Below are 20,519 nucleotides of genomic sequence, written 5' to 3' on the forward strand. Positions count from 1 at the left end.
GGAAGGAAGCAGCTATGCGTATTGACAATCTGACCTTGAAGAATTTCAGGAACTTTGAAAATGCCGAGATTCCGCTGAATCCTAAAATGAATATTGTGATCGGCAACAACGGAAGCGGAAAAAGTTCTCTGCTTATGGGTGCATTGACCGCCGCCAGCACTTTCTTCCTTGGAATTGACTATGCTTCTCCACGCAGCATTAAAGCGGAAGACGTTCGCCATGTGGCGTATGAAACCAATAAAATTTACCAGCAGCGCGAAGTTTATCCGGTTGAAGTGTCCTGTCAGGGTGTTGTAAACGGTAGTGCTTGTACATGGTCTCGCTCTCTGAGTGGACCAAAATCCAACACTACCTATGGTGCTGCATCGGATCTGAAAAAAATTGCATCGGAACTTCAAAAAGAAGCAGCACTTCCTTCTTCGCAAACGGTACTGCCACTCATTGCTTACTATGGTACGGGTCGCCTGTGGGCACAAAAGCAGGCGAAGCAGAAGGAAAAACAGAAGCTGAAGTCCCGCTTTGAAGGCTATCAGGACTGCATCGCAGAGCAGGCCACGGACAAGCAGCTTATGGAGTGGTTCAGCGACATGACTCTCCTTGTCAGTCAGGAAGGACCTATTCCGCAGGTGAGTGCAGTCCAGCGGGCGTTGGAATGCTGCTTTGCGGATTTGATCGACCATGATGAAACGCAGCGCGTTAAGGTGGAATATCGCCAGAGGTATCGGGCGATTGTTGTTGAATACGTTAATCGGAATGGTGAACATGAGCTTCATCCGATGTCTGAGATGAGTGATGGATACCGGTCTGTGCTGAATATGGTAGCAGATATTGCGCACCGGATGGCTGTTTTGAATCCTCAGCTCGGCGATTCTGTTTTGGAAACACCCGGTATCATCATCATTGATGAGATTGAATTGCACTTGCATCCCGGCTGGCAAAAGCGAATCCTGAATGATTTGACAACGGTTTTTCCCAATATTCAGTTTATTGTATCCACGCATTCCCCGGAAGTGATTACTTCCTATAAGGATGCAAATCTTATTCTGCTGAAACATGAGGGCAGTGCAACACAAATCGATTCTGCCTATGGCAAGGATGTAAACACTGTTCTGCGAAGCATCCTGCTGGTTGGAGATCGTCCGATTGAAATTGAAAAGCTCTTTGATAAATTCTCGGAGCTTCTCCATAAGGAGGATTACGCAAAAGCCAAAGAGGTGCTGGAAAATCTGGAACAGATTTTGGGATATGATGATCCGTCCGTCTATGAGGCCAGAAGCAGTCTGGAAATCGAGCAAATGGAGTGGCCGGAATGAGGTATATCAAAAAGTCAGAAACGGAACCGCGAGACTTGCGAGAGTATAAAAAGAACTGTCGCAAAGCATCCCCGCCGTTAAAAATCACCTATAAAGATATGCCGAAGGACGGTACACGGCAGCAGTTGGCACGAGACCAAGGTTACCTTTGCGCATATTGTATGCGTCGTGTAAGTCTTGATCCGGCAGACCAACTCAACTATCTGAATATTGAACACCTTGATCCGCAAAATCAGTTGACGGATGAGGCAGCTACGGATTTTTCAAATCTTCTGGGCGTGTGTCCCGGAAATCGGAGTTCTACGGAAAATGCAAAAAAGACTTGCGATGCCTACCGTGGAATCTTGGAAGAAGATCAGCAGACAATGCGCTTGAATCCGCTGGATGAAGCTCAGATGGATACAATCTTCTACCAAAGAAATGGTGAGATAGGATCAACCGACACGGAACTTAACAAGGAACTTTCCGACAAGCTCAACCTGAACAGTGAAGCGGCCTACTTACCGCAAAATCGTGAAACTGCTTACAGTCAGTTGGTAAGATTTCTGAAAGCCAAAAAGCCCATAGGTGAATGGTCAAAGCCATTTCTTCAGCAGGCATGGCAGTTGTTTTGTACGCCGGACAAAACAGGGCTCTATCGGGAATATGTTGGGGTCTATGAATACTGGCTCAAGCATTGGATGAAGAAGTGATTTCGTGCTAAGTGTTAGTCTGCTATACCGGTGCTTGAAACACAAAGTCTGCTGCCAGGCTCAATATCATGTGTTTTATAGCCTGCTTGAAATAAAAACGGCATACCACCGTAAATCCCAATACTCTGTAATTTTGGCACTCGCCCAGGCTGCGATTAAGTCTCCCCGGAAATAAAATCTGATAGGACAAAGAAGAAAAAAGCTCTTGGCTTCTGTAATGGAGGCCAAGAGCTTTTTTGCATCTTGTTTTGTAAGCGGAAAGAGGTTCCAATAATAGAAAAGAAAGCGTACATCGGTCGAATAAGGTGGTGGATTTATGAATGGTTTAAAGTTAAAAGAAGAAGTATTTATGCACAAAAAATGATCGATAAAATTGTACAAAAGGCGAATGGAATCTCTATGAATTTTATGTTAACATCTTATTACAACACGTGATTCCTCGGAAGCGTCAGTTGTACTTGTGAACAAAGGATAGTGCTCGGTAGAGTGTCTATACCTGCAGGTATAATTATGACTGCAGTCCGAGGCTTTTTCTTTATCCGAAACGGAGAGGGTGGGTGCTATGCGAATTGTTCGGAAAATCAATAACAGTGCCGCTGTTGCTCAGGACTCCCGCGGGAAGGAACTGATCGTGATTGGTAAGGGCATCGGGTTTCCGGCGGTTCCATACGAACTAACGGATATGTCGCGGATAGACCGTACGTTTTACGATATCGACCCGCGTTATTTTGAGATGATCAGTACTCTTCCGCAGGAGATTCTTCTGGCGAGTGCCGACATTACAGAAGATGCGCAGGTCGTACTGAATACGACCCTTAACTCCAACCTGCCGCTGACACTGGCCGACCACCTGAACTTTGCGGTGGAGCGTTTTCGCAGCGGGTTGAACCTGACGATCCCCATTGCCTATGATATCCGTCATCTGTATCCCAATGAGTTTGATCTGGGCGTAAAAGCATTGGATATCCTGAAGGAATACACGGGGGTCTCGCTTCCGGATTCCGAAGCGGTCAGCATTGCAATGCATTTGATCAATGCTGAAATCGAAAACAGCGAGATCCATTCCCTCGTAAAGGCGTTGGAGATTCAGGAAGGCGTGGAGTCCATTGTGGAGCGGGAAATGAACCTGAAACTGGATAAGGACAGCTACAGTTACTACCGGTTCACGATGCATATCCGCTATCTCATCCAACGGCTGATGAGCGGTACTCAGAGCGAAACGGGGAGTGGCAGCATGGTAAAGATGCTGGCCAATGATTACCCTAAAACATATATCTGTGCTAAAAAAATTGCGGCTTTCTTGCAAAAGCAGGAGAATTGGTGCTGTAATGATGAGGAGCTTCTCTATTTGATGTTGCATATCAACCGCGTCTGCCAGAAAAATACATAAACAGCTTCCGTTGCTTGGAGCGGCACTCGCCATTTGCGGGACGTGATCCGGGGACAGAGCGCATCCTACCTGAAAACGCAAGCGTTTTCAGGTAGTTTGAAGGCGCTTTGTGCCCGGATCTTTTATTACATATTGAATGAATAGCGGTGCAGGGCCCGCATCGTTTTTCAGATAAAAAATCAGGAGGATTAGCCATGAAACAGGATGCATTCTTTCAAACTATCATACATCACATCGGTGGTGAAGGCAATGTTGCACGAAAACGTTTTGACGGAGAGCACCTGTATGTCACTGTGAAAGACAGCGGTATGGCAGATCTAGAAGAACTGAACCGTTTGGATGGGGTTTCCGGTACGGAACTGAACCGGAACACTCTGTCCGTTACCATCCAGGAAGATTTTTTGGAGGATGTTACAATGGCAAAAGATTTCAAACAGCTGGCGCAGAATATCATGACGTTGGCTGGAGCAAAGGAAAATGTTACTTCCGTATTTCACTGCATGACCCGTCTGCGCATGACGGTCAAGGACGTCAAGAAGGTAGACCAGAAAGCTATCAATGATCTGGACGGCGTGTTGGGCGTTACCTATCAGGGCGGTCAGCTGCAGGTCATCATCGGCAAGGATCTGCTGAAGGTTTATGAAGAGGTGCTGAAGCTGGGCTACAGCGATGGCGGCGCTGTGGACGAAAAACTGGACGGTGACCTGAAAGGCGAAAAGATTTCGGTTGGGCAGGCAGTGATTGGTTACATTTCCGCTGCCGTACAGCCTATGGTTCCGGCACTGATCGGCGGCGGTATGATCAAGGTGTTCCTGCTGCTGATCTCCAAGGTTTATGCTCCCTTTGCGGACAGTTCTACTTATACGCTGCTGAGCATCGTGGGCAATGCGGTGTTTTATTTCATGCCCATTCTGGTCGCTTATGGAGCGGCTAAGAAACTGGGTGCGACCCCCACGTATTCCATGGTCGTGGCCGGTGCACTGGTCGCTCCTGAATGGACGGCTATTGTAAGTGCTGGCGATCCAGTCACCATGTTTGGTATCAATGTTGCCCTGAAAGGATACGGCAGTTCTCTGCTTCCTGCGCTGCTGCTGGCAATCGTTGCGTATTATGTGGAAAAATTCCTGAACAAAGTGATCCCCGGCGTGTTCAAGCCTATCTTTGTCGGTACGTTGACAATGGCCGCCACCTATGCCGTCTCGATCCTTGCACTGGCGCCTCTGGGTCAGCTGGCAGGTACCTATGTCACCGCCGCGATCCTGTGGTTGTATAACATTGCAGGCCCCATCACGGTTGCTCTGTTTACGGCTCTGTTCCCCTACATGGTCATGACCGGTATGCACATGACCTTGGGAGCTCCCATGATCCAGCTGCTGTCGGAAACTGGTTTTGATCCCCTGTTCCGCCCCGGTATGCTGCTGTCCAACATGGCAGAAGGCGGCGCTTCTCTGGGTATCGCCATCAAGGCAAGGGACAAGGCAATCAAATCCGAAGCACTGTCCGTTGCAGTGGGCTGCATCTTTGCTAGTGTGACCGAGCCGGCCATTTACGGTTTTAACCTGCCGCTGAAGAAACCTATGTGGGCTGTTTCCCTCGGTGGCGCCATCGGTGGTGTCGTGGCCGCTCTGCTGGGTGCCCATAACTACGAGTATGGTTCTTCCTCCCTGTTTGCCCTGCCGATCTTTGAGGATACCATCGTGGCTATGGTTATTGCAATCATCGTGACGATCGTAGCATCCTGTGTACTTACGATTCTCTTTGGCTTTGACGAGGAAATCTTGAAGAAACACTGATCTCAAAATTTTGTTCGCCCCGGGGAGCGCATGCGTCCCGGGGCGTTGGAGGTATTATGAAACTTAAGTCCGATTTTTTGTGGGGTGGAGCACTTGCGGCTAACCAGTGCGAGGGTGCCTGGCAGGAAGACGGCAGGCTGCCTGCGTCTGCTGACTTTCTGCCGGATGCAGCCCACGGCAGATGGAATGCCATGCTGCATCCGGGAAACATTCTGGAAACGCGGTACGATTATTATCCTAGTCGGGAAGCAATTGATTTTTATCATCGATACAAAGAGGATATCCGCCTTCTTGCAGAGAGCGGGATCAAGGCGCTGCGTTTGTCCATTTCATGGACGCGGATCTATCCGACCGGGGAAGAGAACGCCCCGAACGAAGATGGCCTGCGTTTTTACGAGGAGCTGTTTACGGAGTGTCGTAGGTACGGGATAGAGCCGGTGGTCACCCTGTGCCACTTTGATGTGCCGGAAGCCCTGATCCGGAAATATGGTGCCTGGGCAGACCGCAGGCTGATTGCACTGTATGAAAAATATGCTGCCACCGTGTTTGACCGCTACCGGAATCTGGTAAAATACTGGATGACCTTCAATGAGATCAACATGATCACCCACATCCCTTATCTGGGCGGTGGCCTGCTGGTGGACAAGGACGACCCGGAGTTCAACCAGATCGTGTACAATGCCGCGCATAACCAGCTGGTGGCAAGTGCCTGCGCGGTGCGGATCGGTAAAAAAATCAACCCGAATTTCCGAATTGGATGCATGATGGCGGCCGGAAGCTTTTATCCCTATTCCTGTAACCCCAATGATGTGATGGAAGCACGTATCAGTAACAACAAAAATTACATTTTTCCGGATGTCCAATTGAACGGCTGTTACTCCGGATTCGCCCGGAATTACTTTGCAAAATTGGGCATCACGCTGGACGAACAACCGGGTGATGACGAACTTCTGGCTCAGAACACCTGCGATTTTCTGGGATTCAGTTACTATTCCTCCAGGCTGATCTCCACGGATCCGGAGCATCTGAAAAATGTGGCGGATGGCAACGCCATTACTACCCTGCGCAACCCGTATCTGCAGATCACGAAATGGGGACGTCAGATCGACCCGGTCGGCCTGCGCGTGACCATGAATGATCTGTATGATCGCTATCACAAGCCGCTGTTCATTGTGGAAAACGGTTTGGGCGTGGAGGATACTCTGGAAGTGGACGGTTCCGTCCATGACCCCTACCGGGTGGAGTATCTCGATGCTCATATCACCCAGATGAAAAAAGCCGTTCTGGAAGACGGCATTCCCTGCATGGGATATCTGGTCTGGGGCATCATCGATCTGGTCAGCGCGGGCGGCGGTGAAATGGATAAGCGGTACGGACTGGTCTATGTAAATAAACATAACGACGGCACCGGAGACCTCGCCCGCTACAAAAAAGATTCTTTTGGTTGGTATGCACAGAAGATTCGGGAAGAGTGCTATGAATAAAGCATATAAGCAGTATTTTGATCTGATATTTGGCTCCACACTACTGACTTTGGGTATCTACCTGTTTGTCACCCCCAATGGTATCAACTTTGGCGGTGTGATAGGCCTGGCTCAGATTATAGAGATTTTTCTGCGTAGGTTCATTGCAATCTGCAGTGATGCAAACCTTGTTGGTATGATCAATTTCCTCATCAATGTACCGCTGTTCCTGATAGGATACCGGGTCATGAGCCGCAGGTTCTGCATCAAAACCATGCTCTCGGTAGCAGTGCAGACGTTGCTTCTCTCAGTACTTCCGCCGCTCAAAGCACCCCTTGTGGAGGATGTGCTGCTAAACAGTATCTTCGGCGCTATTCTCTGTGGTGTAGGTGTCGGCTATGCGCTGCGGGGCAGTGGGTGCTGCGGCGGCATGGACATTGCATGCATGTGTCTGGTAAAGAAATACCCGGATTTTAAAAGCGGACGGCTTTCTATTTATGTCAATGCGGTTCTCTTTTCGGTCTGCCTATTCCTTTTTGATTTGGAAACTACGATGTACTCCATCATCTTTGTGGCAATCCTGTATACGGTGGCAGATAGATTTCACGACCAGAACATCAATGTGGCGGCCCTGATATTTACGGATGTTTCCACTGTGCAGACTGAAATCCTGCAGAAGATGGGACGCGGCGTCACCTTCTGGAACGGATACGGTGCGTACACCAACCACCCTAAGAAGATCCTTTTCTGTGCCGTGAACAAGTATGAAATCGGGGAGCTGCAGGAAATTATTCACGAGCAGGATCCCAATGCCTTCGTCACATTCTTTGTAGGTCCTCTGATCCATGGCGGATTTGAAAAAAGGCTATGAGATTGAGGGTAATCGCATAGAACAAATGAAGCGAAGAACGCTCTGCAATTTTGGCACCCGCTCAGGCTGCGATTAAGTCTCCCCGGAAATAAAATCTGATAGGACAAAGATGCAAAAAGCTCTTGGCTTCTGTAATGGAGGCCAAGAGCTTTTTGCATCTTGTTTTGTAAGAGGAAAGAGGTTACAATAATAGAAAAGAAAGCGTATATCAGTCGAATAAGGTGGTAGGCCTATGAAGTTTTTTGAAGCGGTTCCAAGCGAACTTTTCTCGCCGCTGGCTTCGCCCAACCGTATTTTATATGCGGATGCACTGGACGTACTGTACGCAGCATACCAAGAAAACCTGAAAATACGGGAAGATGTCTTGTATTCCATGCTGCGCGGCAGGCTGGAGCAGGAACTGGCGGATGCTACGTTTGAAGATGAAGACATTGACGAAGAGGAACTGAGGGATATCTCTGGCCGCGCTCGTTTTTTGATCCGCAAGCTGTGTAGTAAGGGGTGGTTTGAGAAAGAACGCGGGGACGACTTTGAAGAGTATATCACGATTCCTAATTACAGCAGCCGTTTGCTGGAATTATTCCACCAACTCTGCGATGATAGCCCGGCTCGTGGATATTCCTATGTGTTCGGAACTTTCTCAGTCTTAAAGACCGCCGACGACAGCAACAATGCTTACGATAAAATGACGGCTCTCTATAGTGCCTACGATAACACAACGGCGCTGATTAGCTTGTTGCAAATGGTCTATCATAATGTGAAGCATTATTTTCAGACGCAGATCGATATGCAGGATGTCAACCAGGTGCTGGCTGCACACTTTAACGACTTCGGACAAAAGGTTGTGGAGGCATATATCCGTCCGCTGAAAATCAAAGATTCAGTGCCGAAGTATCGTGTGCCCATTCAGTCTGTGCTTAGGCGCTGGGAAGAGGATGATACCTTGCTGATGGCGATGGCAAATGAAGCATTGCGTGATAAGCGGGGCAAGACATTGGAAGACTGCCGTGCCGATCTGCTGAGGAAAATTTTCTGGATCGAAGAACGCTATGACAATTTAGAGAAGGACTATCTTGAGGAAATTGATACGCAGGTCCGGCGCTATACCAGGGCAGCAACACAGAAAATCGAGAACCTGACGAACCGAGATCAAAGCGTGCGCGGCAATTTGAATGTTTTGCTGACGGCACTGTCCAGAAACCGCAGGGCGTCTGAGCTGGTGGACCAGATACAACCGGCATTTCAATTGTATGAGCAGTCTTTTTTGTCAGAAAAAAGTCTGTGGTACCGTAAGCGCCCCGAAAAACGGACAAAAACCGCGTCGGTGCTGATACAAGATGATCAGGCACCGAATACGGAAGAACAGGTCAGAGCGGCACAGTTACTGCAATCGAAATATGGCCGGGCAGCAGTAAATGCTTACGTGCAGGGATGGCTGGGAGACGCTGACATTCGTTGCTCGGAGGAGCTCTCGCTTGAAGAGGACAAGGATTATATCATGAGTTTACTGGCAATCCTTGGAAGCAAGGATGCATCTGCCGGTTATGTGGTCCAGGAACTCGATGGCATTTTTTGCAAAAATGTCTATTCGATCCCGCAAATGCAGATCCGGAGGAAGGAGAAGAAGCCGTGAATTTTGATTTTGTTACCAATGCAACGGCAAAAGAACTGGAACAGTTCAAATCTGTCTGCAATCAGCTGCTCAGCCGCACATACATTGTGCGAACCATCTACCAGCTGGGAAAAGGCAGGGTGGATAACCCAGACTATCTTTTTCTATCACGGCACTATGAGGCTGTACAGGAGTACCTGAGCCTGCTGGACTGGGATTTGCGCAGGGATGAACTGAACGGATACTTTTATGTGTTGAACACAGACGAGGCTAACCGTTGCAACCTCAATAAAAAAGAAACGGCGATTTTGCTGGCATTACGGCTGATCTACGAAGAAAATATGGAGCGTTTGGGTTTGGAGCAGGATGCCGTGTGTACTGTGCGGGATGTGCTGGAAAAAGTGGTGACCGACTATCCCGTTTTTCCGGCTAAGCCGAATATGGAAGAGGTCAAACGCGCGTTTACGGTACTGGAAAACCATTCTGTGATTCAAAGACTGGAAGGAAAATTCAACCAGGGCAGCTGCAGGATCGCAATATTGCCCACCATTCTCTCTGCGGTCTCCAGCGAAAAGCTGAACTTGGTGGTGTCTGTTTTGAAAAAGGAGGAAACAGATGAAGAAGCTGAAGAAGATCCTGCTGATCAACTGGCTCTATTTCAGTAAGGAACTGATTGAAGTGGGCGACATCAATTTTCTGACAGGCAAGAACGGCGCCGGAAAGTCAACGGTCATCGATGCACTGCAGATCGTACTGCTGGGCGAGACCAACGCCCGCAACTTTAATCAGGCGGCCAACGAAAAATCGCAGCGCACACTGGAAGGCTATCTGCGCGCCGACATGGATGATAACAGCCCGTATTCCCGTCGTGGTAAGGACTTTTCCACCTATATTGTCTGCGAATTTCAGGATGAGATGGAGGGCAGCAGCTTTGTGACGGGTGTTACCTTTGACTGCCGCAGCGATGGAAGTTACCGTGATACATTCTTTATTTACACGGGGACACTGCCGGAAAATTGCTTTATTGAGCAGGGTGAGGCAATGGAGACTTCTGCACTTCGCCGTTTTTTGAAGCAGAACTATGCACGGGCAGAATTTTACGATACTCAAAAAGAGTATCGCCGCAACATGCTTGCAAAGTGGAACGTCCACAACGAGCAGGTCTTACGGATGATGAAGAAGGCTGTTTCGTTCCGGCCAATTGTCGATATCCAAAAATTTATTACGGAGAACATCTGCGATATTCCGGATAAACCCAATATTGAGCTGATGCAGCAAAACATCCGGGATTATAAACGGCACGAATTGCTGGCGCAGCGTCAGCAGGAAAAGCTGGATGCGCTGCAGCAAATCAGCAGGCTGTATCAGGAGATGAACCAAGCCATAGACCGCTGCCAGATCCAGAAGTTTCTGGTACGGTGGGCCGAAAAAGAAGCTGCGCAGACAGAGATCGACCAGAGGGAATTGGAACGAACTGAATGCAAGGAGAACCTTGCAAATGTGAATGAGCAACTGGAGGAGCTTGAGCGGCAGATCGAACAGAAAGAAACGCGCCGCAGTGAGCTGGAGCTGGCCTGTAGGCAGAGCAACGTTTTCCAGGAGGAAGAGCGTCTGCTCAACACGGAAAAGGCTCTGAGAGATGAGCAGAAAAAGCTGGAACAGGGTCTGCAAAATCTTGAAGTGGAGATTAAGCGGGAAGCACGGCATTTGCAGAGATTCTGTGGGGAGATACAAGAACTGGAACCGGAAGAACTTCTCATACCGGTGCAGGAAGCGGCGAACACTGTGCAGAAAGCATATGCTGTATTTACTGGGGACGAGAAGGGATTGTTTGCCCGGCCTGTGGAGTTGTTTGAAACGGGGCAGCAGGCAGCGGCCGAATTGTCGGATGCTGTCCGCAGTGCGGCTCATAAAACAGAGGATCGTATTGTAGAGCTGAAGAAGCAAGCCGACCAGAAAAGTGCGGTGCTTGCAAATCTGCGCAGGAACATCAAAGATTATCCCCATGGGCTTCTGCTGTTCAAAGACCGGCTGGAAAAGGATCTGGCGGATAAAACGGGGCATGCGGTTCCCGTTTATATTCTGGCTGATGTGCTGGAAATGGCAGATGAGCGCTGGCGTGGAGCGGTAGAAGGCTACCTAAATAACCAGAAATATTATCTGCTGGTGGAGCCGGGACGTTATCAGGATGCACTTAACATTTACGACCGGCTGAAGCAGGAAGCAGAGTACCGTGCGTTTGGTCTGGTAGATATCGGAAAACTGCGGGAAAAAGAAACACTTCGACCGCTGCCCGGCAGTCTGGCAGAAAAGGTGGAGACAGAAAACAAGCTGGCACGCAGCTATGTGGACTATCTTCTGGGTCGGGTGATATGCTGCGACACGGCAGAACAGTTGCGCTGCTATAAGACGGCAATTACGGCAGAGGGAATGCTGTATCAGGGCTATGTGGCCCGCGCACTTCGGAAGGGCTGGATGGAAGACGCCTTCATCGGGCGGCGTGCGGTGCAGCTCCGCATCGACCATCTGGAAAAGGAACTGGCCTGTCTGCAGGAAGAGCTGCGGCATTGGCAGCCGCTCCAGAAGCAGCTGACCGGCCTGCAGGAGCCGCTTTTTACCCAAAGATTCGTCCGAATCGATGTGGCGCAAAAGCAGGAGGACTACCAGCGCGTCCAGACGATCATCAAGGAAATCGCAGAAGTCAAAAATCAGCTTTCCCAGTTGAATCTGTTCTGGTTGGATGAGCAGCGACGCATCATTGAACAGTTGAAAGAAGAAATCCTTGCATTCAATAAGGAAAAAGATGCGAAAAATGTGCAAAAAGGGAAGTTGGAAGACCGCATCCATCAGATGGAATATGAGATCTTGCCGGAAAAATACCAACGGTATGAGGCCATCGAAGATGTTTTGAACGAGGAGTTCACGAAGGAATACCGAGAAACCATCGGCGTTCCCCGCTATCGGCAGGAGCTTGTCCGCTTGAAAAAGGCAGATGTCATCCGCAAGAACTTCGGCGACAGTTTGGCGCAGAGCACAAAGGCGATGGACGGGGCTCAGAAGAAACTGCTTGCAGCACGCAGAGAATATGCAGAACGGTTCAAACCCTGTGCATTCCAGATCGAGGTGATGGATAACACCGAATACGAGGAAGAACGGCGTACTCTGCAGGAAAGCGAGCTGCCCCGATACAAAGAAAAGATCCGGGCGGCACGGGAAAGCGCAATGGAGCAATTCCAGAACGATTTCCTTGCCAAACTGAAATCCAGCATCGACCAGGTGCAAGACCAGGTGCACAATCTGAACAAGGCCCTGCGCCAGGCACAATTTGGCACAGACAAGTACCAATTCCGCGTAGGGCCAAACCCGGATTATCTGGATTACTATAACATGATCACGGCAGATGAACTGATGGAAGGCGAATCCGGTCTATTCGCACTGCCCTTTCAGCAAAAATACGGCCCATTGATCGAAAAACTGTTCAGCCAGATCACAATGGCAGACGATACGCAGCTCAATGTCCGCAAACAGAGCGAACTGCAGGAGAATATCGTCCGCTATACAGACTTCCGGACGTATCTGAAGTTTGATTTGGAAACGACCGATCAGAACGGTTCCAAGCAGCTGCTTTCTCAAACACTGAATATGAAGTCCGGTGGCGAAACACAAACGCCATTCTATATTGCGGTGCTGGCCTCGTTTGCCCAGCTGTACCGCGTCAACGATGCTACCCGTTTTGGTAATACGGTGCGTCTGGTGGTGTTCGATGAAGCTTTCAATAAAATGGATAGTGACCGGATCACGGAGAGTGTACTCCTTCTCCGAAAGATGGGGCTGCAGGCGATCATCTGTACGCCGCCGGATAAGATCTCGGACATTATGCCCATTGCAGACCGCACATTATTAGTGGACAAATCCGGATACCGGATGCATATCATTCCATTTGGAAAGGAGATGCAGAATGAAGGAAGCACAGGTGATCCTGAATCGTCTGCTGGATAAGTTTGAAAACAGTAAGCATCTTTCTGAACCCAACACATCCAGACGTTGGGTAATGCTGCGCATTGATAAAAGGGAGTTGCCGGAGTATCAATACGAAGATGCGGTGGTTCGGGATGCTTACAATATTGCAGCGCGGGAGCTGGAGCAGCAGGCTTTGGTGCGTCTGGAATGGGCGAGAAAGCAGAGCGTTCTCTCCTGCATTGTGCTAGATCTGGAACGGGTCGCACAGTGCTATGAATGCGCCGACAGAGTGCATCCGCGAAAAAAGGCAGAAGAGGTTGCAAACATCATCATGCAGAAGCTGGCAGACAATCCCGTTCCATGGATCGCGGCATGGAGGGATGCTGTATGTGCTCAGGTGCGGAACAGCATGAAAGTGCCGACGTATTGCAGGGGAAACGACGGTCTGCTGCAGGAGCTTTTGCTCACGTTTCAACGATATGCGGAGCTGTCCGGCAGTGTGACGATGCGTGCATTCAGCAGCCAGTGTTTTCACGATACCAAGTATTTTGAGCGAAATGTACGGGAGCTGTTTCTTACCATTGCACGAAAGTACAATACCCAACTGGCGGCGGCCTGTACAGAAGCGGAACTTGGTGCGCGGGATCAGCTTGCAGTTCTGGGAATCTATGCCCGCCCGGAGCTTTACGAACTCTCGGGCGATTGCGCAATCTGCTTGAAGAAGGGAGAACTACGGCTCAGCGCAGCAGAACCTTATGGATTGGCTTTGCCCAGTACACTTGTGTCAGAGATTGTGGACATTGAACTGAAAAACATCTGCTGCATTACCTTTATCGAAAATAAAACGAACTATGATGAATATTTGCTGGCGGAAAAACAGCCGGAAGAACTTGTTGTTTATCACGGCGGCTTTCTGAGCCCGCGGAAGAAAAAACTTTTTGAAAAACTGGCTGCTGCGGCAGGGGAAACCATGCAAATTCGATTCTGGGCAGATATTGATCTGGGCGGTTTTTGTATGTTTGAAAACCTGCAAACGGTGTTTCCACAGCTTGAACCCATGCGTATGGAAGGGCGCTTTGTGGAACAGTACCACAAAAATGGCCTGAAGCGGCCGGAGCAGTATCTGAAGAAGCTGAAGGAAGAGCGGAATGCGGGAAGACATGCGCTGTTTGTTGATGCAATTGATAAGATTTTGCAATATGGGGTCACAATCGAACAAGAAACATTTCTGGAGTAGAATTCGTGCGAAGATAAAAACGCTTGTTGCCCCATAAAAACGTACTATTATTCTTTCCAACGCTCTGCAATTTTGACATCCGCTCAGGCTGCAATTAAGTCTCTCCGGAAATAAAATCTGGTAGGACAAAGAAGATAAAAGCTCTTGGCTTCTGTAATGGAGGCCAAGAGCTTTTTGCATCTTGTTTTGTAAGCTGAAAGAGGGTACAATGATAGCAGAAGTACGCACATCGATGAGGTGATAAGATGCTGAACATTTTTTACGGTGATATGAAGGAAGCGGTGTACAATACGGCTTCTTATTTCAAATATGATTACGAGGAGGGCTGGATCGTTGACCCGATGGTCAAGGAAATGATTCAGGATGTGGATAAGTCTACCGTTATCGACAGTGGTATCATTGACAGCCCGGTCTTGGGCAAAATTCCGCCGATTGGTTTGTCTGGTGGCGTAAAGACCCTGATTTTGGTAAAGTTTGAGCCGGAGAAAGTGTTCAATGTATCGACTTGTGGCGACAACTGTGCAAAGTGGCTGCTCAAAATTGCAGAGCAGGAGGATCGCACGGTGAATTTGCGTCACCTGATGGATTTTGGCAAAAAGCCGTTTACAATAAAAGTGCTGAATACGAATCAAATCGTTCACAGTATGGAAGAACTGATCTTGTCCGCAGGTGAGTTTGTGTAAAGGGGCTGACAGAAATGAAAGGCATTCATAAAGTGGTCGTTGGCACAAAGTACCTGAAATATGAGTTTGAACTGCGGCGCAACTTAACCATCATTCGCGGGGATAGCGCAACGGGTAAAACGACCCTCGTGGATATGATTCGTACGCATATGAACGATGGAGAAAGCGGGCCGGTCACGCTAAATTGTGATAAAGACTGCTATGTGGTAGAAGGGAATCTTTGGAAGGGACAACTTGACAATATTCAGGACAGCATTGTTTTTATCGACGAAGGAAACGAGTTTGTCAAGACCAAAGATTTTGCACGTGCGATTCAGCAGACCGACAACTATTACGTTATCGTGACCAGAGAGGGGTTGTCTGCCTTGCCATACAGTGTGGAAGAAGTGTATGGTATCCGAACCTCTGGAAAGTATGGGGCACTGAAACAGAGTTATCATTCGTTCTATCGAATTTACCCGGATAGTACGACTGAGAATATTAAGCCGGAGAAAATTCTGACCGAGGACAGCAATTCGGGTTATCAGTTTTTTGACGCGGTCTGTGCAGAGCATCAAATGCAGTGTGATACTGCAAATGGAAAGTCAAATGTGTTTTCCTATTTGAAGGCGCATAAGGATGAAAAGATTCTGGTGATTGCAGATGGCGCTGCCTTTGGTCCGGAAATGGATAGGGTGTTGCAGTTGGTGCTGACAAGAGAGAATCTGGCACTCTATTTGCCAGAATCTTTTGAATGGTTAGTACTTTCTTCTGGGATCCTGAAAGATACGGAGGTTGCACAGATTTTGCAGACACCGTCTGACTACATCGACAGCAAGGAATATTTTAGCTGGGAGCGCTACTTTACGGCACTTTTGATAGAGAAATCGGCTGGGACATATCTGAATTATACTAAGAAAACGCTAAACAAGGCCTATTTGAGTGATAGCACGAAGAATGCGATTCTGGGTCAGATGATGAAAGGGAAACCGGAGTAAATTGGAAGATGCACATGAAAAAGGTGCGAGGCAAAATATGAAACTTATAACGAAAGAAGTTTCAAATCCTGAGAAAAAATTCTGGATTTGGGATGAAAAAATCACAAATAAACAAGATGGGCGAATTTACCCTCATAATACAACGAACGTAGGATCCGGGAAAAGCGTTGCGGTATACCAACTAAGCGAGAGTGGCAAGGAAGAACAGATTGCACAACTAGAAATTCCAGATTATAAAAAATTGGAGGAGTATTATTGGCAAGAAAAAGAGATATGTTTGGATTATACGTATATAGATGAATTTGAGTGGCTTGGAGATAAAGCACCTTATGAAGTAGAAGGAAATCCTTATAGAGAATATGAAAAAATAACAGCTAGGGCAGCGATTTTTTATTCTGAAGAGCCAAAACTGATTCATCTTATGCAGTTAAAGATTCAAAGTGAAGATTTGGATTTTTCATATGCAGGATTTTATAATCTAAATCTTGATATAGGCGATATTACCCTTGTAAATGGAAATGTTGAATTTAGCGATGCTCATATTATAGAAACGGAGATTTCATTAGGAGGAATTGAGTGTGGCGGAAGTAGATATTTTACACCAGAAGTATCATTTCGTTACATAAAAGCCCGCAAATCGAAAATTTTAACGATGCTAATGACGCAATCTTTAAGTTTGGATTTTTTATGTGCCAAAACAGAAGAAACAGAGGTTTGCTTGGATCCGCTGCCGAAGACTTTTGAAAATTTGTGTTTTGTGAAATCAAATATTTCTCAAGTGAAGTTGTCTAATGCGTCAATAAAAGAATTAGACATTAGAGAAGCAAGATTTGATTGCTTGGAATTGCTGCGTTGTGAAATTTTGGGTAAAAGTAATCTTAGTGGAAGCATAAAAAGATTTCTATTTAATGATTGCATAAATACAAATATTTTAAGGATTGCATTAGAAGATACAGAAGAAGTATCATTTGAGGATGCAATCAATAGTGGGAGAATTTATTTTAAAGACTTCCCTAAACTAGTTGAAAAGATTACCGAAAAAAAGAATGAACAACTCTTGATGCTAAAGGAAAATTTTAGACAGCTCGGGGAATATGATAATGAAGATATTTGTCATCTTCATTATCAAAAAGCGAAAACGAAAGAAGAAAAAAGATATTATATAAGAGGATTACGCAGGCTGCTGGATTGGATTAGCGGATATGGAACCAAACCGTGCCGAACATTTTTAACTATAATTCTTCTGATTTTAATATTCGGAACGGCATATTATGTAATACCATGTTTACAATATCAAGGAGTAAGTGGATGGCTAGAGTGCATTTATGCAAGTGCCATTACTTTTTTTGCAGTAGGCTATGGCGATCTTTTTCCTGCTACACTTGCAACGAAGATGGTTTCATTGGTAGAGGCGTTCTCTGGAGTGACAATGACAAGCTATTTCTTGGTGCTTCTTTCGAGAAAGGTCATTCGATAATGATTAATGTCATGGTGGAGTAAAATGAACGCTCTGTAATTTTGGCACCCGCCCAGGCTGCGATCAAGAACCCCCGCAAGTAATTGCGTGAGTGCTTGAAAAAGCACCAATAAAACAAACGAACCGCCCCGGTTTCCGTAACAGGAAGCCGGGGCGGTTTTTGCATTGTAACTTGCAGGGAAAAGCGGAAATAGTCGAAACATCCTTTTTTGTACGGAAGGACAAGCAAACTGTTCAACAGAATCGTTATAATAGACAGACAAAAGGGCATAAACGCCATCAAAGGAGAGTGCACAATGAAAAAAATATGGATGTTTCTGCTGGGCGCGGCATTTGCTGCCGAACTGTTTCTGGTTGTCTGCATGGCAAGCAGAAGTGCATCACCGCGTCAGGTAATGTACACTTTTAAGGATGATGTATGGGATGTGATCTACCGGCTGAACCGCAGATGGAATTTGTGAGAAAAGCACTTGGCTTTTTGGAGGATGGACAGATAAGCTGTCCATCTTTTTTTGTATACTGGAGTTGTGCAAAAGAGACAAAAATTTTTTTGTAATTCTGTAAAACGACAAAAATCACACAAAGAATTGCGACTGCTGTTGCACTGTGTTACAATGAGCAGAGAAGGAGAATGAACTGTGCGTAATAGTAGATTGGACCGTATACTCTATATCCAACAGGTGCTGGTACAGGGCGGTGTGCTGAACAAACAGCAAACGGCTGATCGCTTCGGTGTCAGTGAGAAAACCATCCAGCGTGACCTTGACACCCTGCGCAATCATTTTGCAGACAGCGAGCCGCGCCGGGAAATCTTATACAACTCCGCAAAGGGCGGCTATTTGCTGGATGACACGCTTTCACGCTTCCTCACCAGCAGCGAGATTCTGGCGGTATGCAAGATTTTGCTGGAAAGCCGTTCCATGGTCAAGGAGGAAATGTTCCCCATTCTGGACAAGCTGGTGCAGGTGTGCACCCCGCTGGATCGGTTGAATCAGGTCAAAGACCTCATCAGCAATGAGCGCTTCCATTACGTTGAGCCGCAGCACGGCCGGAAGTTCATCGAGAGCCTGTGGGAGATCGGCACGGCAGTAGAAAATCACAATGTTATGGAGATTACCTACTGCCGCACCCATGACGGCGAGACCCGTGTGCGCACCATTGAGCCGGTGGGCATCCTGTTCAGTGAGTATTATTTCTATCTGGCAGCGTTCATCGAGGGCATCGACAAGGACAAGCACTTCCGGAATCCGCAGGATAACTCCCCGACGATTTACCGCATCGACCGCATCCAGAACTATAAGACGCTCGACCGGCACTTTGCCCAGCGGTACACAGACCGCTTTCAGGAGGACGAGATGCGCAAGCGCATCCAGTTTATGTACGGCGGCGAGCTGCAGACCATTCGGTTCGAGTATACCGGGCCAAGTCTGGAATCGGTGCTTGACCGACTGCCCACTGCAAAGGTTTTGCAGGTGACGGAAAAGGGTTGGCTCATAGAGGCTGAGGTATTTGGCACAGGAATCCAGATGTGGATACGTAGTCAGGGCGACTATGTAAAAGTATTATAGAGACTAAAATGAAGAAAGAGTGAACTAGTATGTTTGGCTTATTCAAAAAGAAAAAGCAGCAAACAGAGGCGTTGATCGAAAAAGATGAGCACACCGGCAGCGATAATGGTGCAGCGGATATTGCAGCACGCACGGCTTCCAATCAGGCAACGCAGATTCAAATGCAGAAGGCTGCACAGACATTTGCAAAACCAAGCCAATACACCGGCAATCGAAATTTGTTTGACAGCGGTGCAGCTAAGCGAAATGCAAAAATGCAGGCATTTGCAAATGGACAAAAACCTATAGACCCATATACAGGTGCTGAATTGGAGCTGACCAAGAAAGCAGCCAAGGCTAAGTATGGCGCAGATTGGACAAAACACCTTGCAGAAACTGACCATGCGTTTTCTCTGGAAGAAATTTTTAATCAAACGCACAATGATCCATGGCTCAAGACCGAGAATGTCCGAAACGCTGCTAACAGTGAGGACAATCTTCGTGTCACGTCCAGAAGTTTCAATAACGCTAAGCGAAGCAGGACAAATAGAGAATTTGTAGAAAATGACGAGTATCTCAACAGAACTGGCGTTGAAATGACGGAGGAAGGAAAGAGGCGCGCCATTGAAGATGAAGAATACGCAAGGCAGTCTATTGGTAAGCAGCTTGGCAGTGACAGAATTGAAAATGTAGTCCGCACTGGTCACAATGCGGGTATGGCAGGCGCGGAGTATGCTGGTGTAACTGGACTAACCATGTCTGGCATCAACAACGTAACAGCACTTCTTAACGGCGAAAAATCGGCAGAGGAAGCCATTGCGGATACCGTTGCGCAGTCTGGAAAGGCTGCTGTGGACGGTTATGTGATGAGCAGCAGTTTGACTGTTCTGGGTCATCAGATGTCTAGCTCGTCTTCTAAATTTATCCGCAATTTGGCAGATGCAAATGTTCCGGGTAAGGTGGTCACGGCGGTCATGGTCACTGGTGACACACTGGCAAAGTGGGGCAGCGGTGAGATCACTACACAGGAGTGCATGATAGAGTTGGGTGATAAGGGTCTGAACATGGCAACCATGGGCTATTTTATGGCCATTGGACAAGCGGCGATTCCAATCCCCATTGTGGGTGGTGCCATTGGTGCTATGGTAGGCTCTACATTGACCAGCGGCTATTATCAGGAACTGATCCATATCCTGAAAGACCGCGAAGTAGAACATCAGGAGCGGATGCGTCTGATTGCTGAATCGGAGCAGGCGGCGGAAGAGACTCGACAGTTTAACGAGCAATTGCGGCAGTATCGTGATCAGTATTTTGCAGAGTGCCACGAATTTTTCGATACTACTCTTTCTACTATGCACTTTGCCTATGAGACCGGTGACGCAGATGGCGTAATTCACGCAGCTAACAAAATTACAGAAAAACTGGGCGGTAAGGTCCAGTACGAAACGGTGGATGAATTTGAAGATTTTTTGGATAGTGATGAGCCATTTGTGCTCTGAGGAGG

The 20,519-nt window shown here is 47.6% G+C and carries 16 protein-coding genes; all 16 read left to right on the top strand.

Going from position 1 to position 20,519, the window contains the following annotated elements; translation table 11 throughout:
* Nucleotides 1-14: 14 nt before the first annotated feature.
* Entirely contained in the window at nt 15-1,313 is a 1,299-nt protein-coding gene (locus WMO44_RS05660) for an AAA family ATPase (RefSeq protein WP_055185451.1), read from the top strand.
* Nucleotides 1,310-2,005: an HNH endonuclease family protein gene (locus tag WMO44_RS05665; protein WP_055185450.1), complete on the top strand. Its 696-nt coding sequence runs from the start codon at nt 1,310-1,312 to the stop codon at nt 2,003-2,005. Before WMO44_RS05660 ends, WMO44_RS05665 begins: the two co-directional genes overlap by 4 nt.
* A 562-nt stretch (nt 2,006-2,567) precedes the next feature.
* Nucleotides 2,568-3,395 (top strand): PRD domain-containing protein, encoded by an 828-nt coding sequence (locus WMO44_RS05670; protein ID WP_005920859.1) that lies wholly within the window; start codon nt 2,568-2,570, stop codon nt 3,393-3,395.
* 194 nt (nt 3,396-3,589) lie between these two features.
* The gene (locus WMO44_RS05675) at nt 3,590-5,188 is read left to right on the top strand and encodes a PTS transporter subunit EIIC (protein ID WP_349152020.1); all 1,599 of its coding nucleotides are present in this window, start codon (nt 3,590-3,592) and stop codon (nt 5,186-5,188) included.
* A gap of 56 nt (nt 5,189-5,244) precedes the next feature.
* The gene (locus tag WMO44_RS05680) at nt 5,245-6,672 is read left to right on the top strand and encodes a glycoside hydrolase family 1 protein (protein ID WP_113620791.1); all 1,428 of its coding nucleotides are present in this window, start codon (nt 5,245-5,247) and stop codon (nt 6,670-6,672) included.
* Nucleotides 6,665-7,522 (top strand): YitT family protein, encoded by an 858-nt coding sequence (locus WMO44_RS05685; RefSeq protein ID WP_316540442.1) that lies wholly within the window; start codon nt 6,665-6,667, stop codon nt 7,520-7,522. The genes WMO44_RS05680 and WMO44_RS05685 overlap by 8 nt, the downstream gene beginning before the upstream one ends.
* 232 nt (nt 7,523-7,754) lie before the next feature.
* Nucleotides 7,755-9,155: a Wadjet anti-phage system protein JetA family protein gene (locus WMO44_RS05690; RefSeq protein ID WP_015537460.1), complete on the top strand. Its 1,401-nt coding sequence runs from the start codon at nt 7,755-7,757 to the stop codon at nt 9,153-9,155.
* The gene (locus tag WMO44_RS05695; RefSeq protein WP_129872673.1) at nt 9,152-9,799 is read left to right on the top strand and encodes a DUF4194 domain-containing protein; all 648 of its coding nucleotides are present in this window, start codon (nt 9,152-9,154) and stop codon (nt 9,797-9,799) included. The genes WMO44_RS05690 and WMO44_RS05695 overlap by 4 nt, the downstream gene beginning before the upstream one ends.
* A complete protein-coding gene (locus WMO44_RS05700) occupies nt 9,750-13,133 on the top strand; it encodes an ATP-binding protein (protein ID WP_349152021.1) in 3,384 nt (1,127 codons plus the stop codon). Before WMO44_RS05695 ends, WMO44_RS05700 begins: the two co-directional genes overlap by 50 nt.
* Nucleotides 13,093-14,331: a Wadjet anti-phage system protein JetD domain-containing protein gene (locus WMO44_RS05705; RefSeq protein WP_349152022.1), complete on the top strand. Its 1,239-nt coding sequence runs from the start codon at nt 13,093-13,095 to the stop codon at nt 14,329-14,331. The genes WMO44_RS05700 and WMO44_RS05705 overlap by 41 nt, the downstream gene beginning before the upstream one ends.
* A 245-nt stretch (nt 14,332-14,576) precedes the next feature.
* Nucleotides 14,577-15,014: a DUF4869 domain-containing protein gene (locus WMO44_RS05710; RefSeq protein WP_349152023.1), complete on the top strand. Its 438-nt coding sequence runs from the start codon at nt 14,577-14,579 to the stop codon at nt 15,012-15,014.
* A 14-nt stretch (nt 15,015-15,028) separates the two neighbouring features.
* Entirely contained in the window at nt 15,029-15,991 is a 963-nt protein-coding gene (locus WMO44_RS05715) for a translation initiation factor 2 (protein WP_349152024.1), read from the top strand.
* 1 nt (nt 15,992) lies between these two features.
* Nucleotides 15,993-17,468, top strand: coding sequence for a potassium channel family protein (locus tag WMO44_RS05720; RefSeq protein ID WP_349152025.1), 1,476 nt, complete (start codon nt 15,993-15,995; stop codon nt 17,466-17,468).
* 296 nt (nt 17,469-17,764) lie between these two features.
* On the top strand, nt 17,765-17,929 hold the full coding sequence (locus tag WMO44_RS05725; protein ID WP_015537467.1) for a hypothetical protein: 165 nt from the start codon (nt 17,765-17,767) through the stop codon (nt 17,927-17,929).
* A 177-nt stretch (nt 17,930-18,106) separates the two neighbouring features.
* On the top strand, nt 18,107-19,036 hold the full coding sequence (locus tag WMO44_RS05730) for a helix-turn-helix transcriptional regulator (protein WP_349152026.1): 930 nt from the start codon (nt 18,107-18,109) through the stop codon (nt 19,034-19,036).
* Nucleotides 19,037-19,065: 29 nt separating this feature from the next.
* Nucleotides 19,066-20,514 (top strand): hypothetical protein, encoded by a 1,449-nt coding sequence (locus WMO44_RS05735; RefSeq protein ID WP_349152027.1) that lies wholly within the window; start codon nt 19,066-19,068, stop codon nt 20,512-20,514.
* Nucleotides 20,515-20,519: the final 5 nt, after the last annotated feature.

Source organism: Faecalibacterium tardum, from assembly GCF_040096515.1.
Classification (GTDB): Bacteria; Bacillota; Clostridia; order Oscillospirales; family Ruminococcaceae; genus Faecalibacterium; species Faecalibacterium tardum.

Coding starts and splice junctions, on each gene's coding strand:
- WMO44_RS05660 (WP_055185451.1), top strand. CDS start 15: ATGCGTATTGACAATCTGACCTTGAAGAATTTCAGGAACTTTGAAAAT.
- WMO44_RS05665 (WP_055185450.1), top strand. CDS start 1,310: ATGAGGTATATCAAAAAGTCAGAAACGGAACCGCGAGACTTGCGAGAG.
- WMO44_RS05670 (WP_005920859.1), top strand. CDS start 2,568: ATGCGAATTGTTCGGAAAATCAATAACAGTGCCGCTGTTGCTCAGGAC.
- WMO44_RS05675 (WP_349152020.1), top strand. CDS start 3,590: ATGAAACAGGATGCATTCTTTCAAACTATCATACATCACATCGGTGGT.
- WMO44_RS05680 (WP_113620791.1), top strand. CDS start 5,245: ATGAAACTTAAGTCCGATTTTTTGTGGGGTGGAGCACTTGCGGCTAAC.
- WMO44_RS05685 (WP_316540442.1), top strand. CDS start 6,665: ATGAATAAAGCATATAAGCAGTATTTTGATCTGATATTTGGCTCCACA.
- WMO44_RS05690 (WP_015537460.1), top strand. CDS start 7,755: ATGAAGTTTTTTGAAGCGGTTCCAAGCGAACTTTTCTCGCCGCTGGCT.
- WMO44_RS05700 (WP_349152021.1), top strand. CDS start 9,750: ATGAAGAAGCTGAAGAAGATCCTGCTGATCAACTGGCTCTATTTCAGT.
- WMO44_RS05705 (WP_349152022.1), top strand. CDS start 13,093: ATGAAGGAAGCACAGGTGATCCTGAATCGTCTGCTGGATAAGTTTGAA.
- WMO44_RS05710 (WP_349152023.1), top strand. CDS start 14,577: ATGCTGAACATTTTTTACGGTGATATGAAGGAAGCGGTGTACAATACG.
- WMO44_RS05715 (WP_349152024.1), top strand. CDS start 15,029: ATGAAAGGCATTCATAAAGTGGTCGTTGGCACAAAGTACCTGAAATAT.
- WMO44_RS05725 (WP_015537467.1), top strand. CDS start 17,765: ATGAAAAAAATATGGATGTTTCTGCTGGGCGCGGCATTTGCTGCCGAA.
- WMO44_RS05735 (WP_349152027.1), top strand. CDS start 19,066: ATGTTTGGCTTATTCAAAAAGAAAAAGCAGCAAACAGAGGCGTTGATC.